Below are 1,333 nucleotides of genomic sequence, written 5' to 3'. Positions count from 1 at the left end.
ATGTCAGTTTGGTTAGTCATTGCTTATTCTCCTGTTAGTGGATTATAAGCAGTTACACAGTTTTTAGGAAAGGCTCGGTTAAAGGTCAAACATCATTTGTACTTTGGACTTTTCATCAGCTCTCTTACCAATTTTTTGGATCAGTACTATAGTTTTCAGACATAACTCTTTTTAGTCCTGTAAACGAATCAGGTAATTCTTTAAACACTTCTTCAGATATATATATAAATATAGGCAGTGAAAAGTTAATACTCATACCTTTTTGCCAATTGTTCCAAGTATCCTCTCTTACTCTACCTGTTCTACGTAGAAATATTTGTTCGTTACAGAAATCTATATAGTTATATATTACATTTGAAGCTTGAGTGATTTCTTCACCAGTTAAAGTTTTCCCTATGAGTGCGTTATATGGGATATTGTTAGATATATCTCGATACTCTTTAGAAATAGAATCCTCAAAAGCTGTTATAGATTGCTCTGTATTTTTCCGAACTTGATATATAGCAACCATAACTCCTAAAGCAGTTACATATGGAGCTAAGAAGACATAACTTTTTAAAAATTCAATGATGAGTTTATACTCCTACAAATATTAAGCTTTGTTGAACGCAACAGAATGGTTAGATAAAAGATAAAAATAACGAACACTGATAGCATTTTGATTCTATTTAATAAATTTATTGGGATTCTCTATTTTTGGTAAAACATTTTTTTACCGACACGAGTCAACTTGAATTTATCAGAGGACGATTTTTTTAATATTCTTTGATTTAATAAAGAGATGCAGGCTTCTGTCTCAGAGTTATTTTTAGGCACATAACCTACTCCAGTGAGTAGTTTTAAATTGGATTCAAGGAAACCGAAATCATTATCTGAAATGCTAAGAATCGTTGGGTCAGAAACATTATTTTCACTTAATTTAAACCAAGCTAATATGGATGTACTTTTATCGTATAGAAACCAAATAGCAGTAATACCGCCTAGTAAGGTAGCTATTATTAATACTAAATCCAAGCAATACTCCATAAATATCTAAAAATTTATTATCATGTATATTTAACAGCAATATAACAATCAATAATATACCAATGAAATCTATATCACGCACTCTTTTACAGCTGCATAGAATCAATATCTCGAGCAGATTTCAGCTTTAATCTGTATATAAATTACGGCATGATGAACGTCAATAAAATCTCAAACCCACGCACAAAGAAAAGCCCCTTAATACGCTAGTATTAAGGGGCTTTTCAAGTATAGAGAGCTGACGATGACCTACTCTCACATGGGCGAACCACACTACCATTGGCGCAACGATGTTTCACTTCTGAGT

Annotated in this window: 2 protein-coding genes; both read right to left on the bottom strand. The window is 32.1% G+C overall.

The genetic code is table 11. The features are described 5' to 3' along the window. Positions 1-124 precede the first annotated feature (124 nt). A complete protein-coding gene (locus AAEY80_RS14195) occupies positions 125-511 on the bottom strand; it encodes a hypothetical protein (RefSeq protein ID WP_025653176.1) in 387 nt (128 codons plus the stop codon). Positions 512-690: 179 nt separating this feature from the next. Further along, positions 691-1,014 (bottom strand): hypothetical protein, encoded by a 324-nt coding sequence (locus tag AAEY80_RS14190; protein WP_025653175.1) that lies wholly within the window; start codon positions 1,012-1,014, stop codon positions 691-693. Positions 1,015-1,333 lie beyond the last annotated feature (319 nt).

Source organism: Psychrobacter sp. 78a-MNA-CIBAN-0178 (genome assembly GCF_040309625.1).
Lineage (GTDB): Bacteria > Pseudomonadota > Gammaproteobacteria > Pseudomonadales > Moraxellaceae > Psychrobacter > Psychrobacter okhotskensis.
This window is presented reverse-complemented; position numbering and strand designations above follow the sequence as displayed.

Bases quoted from the DNA above. Each gene is read 5' to 3' on its own strand.
- AAEY80_RS14195 (WP_025653176.1), bottom strand. From the start codon at position 511: ATGGTTGCTATATATCAAGTTCGGAAAAATACAGAGCAATCTATAACA.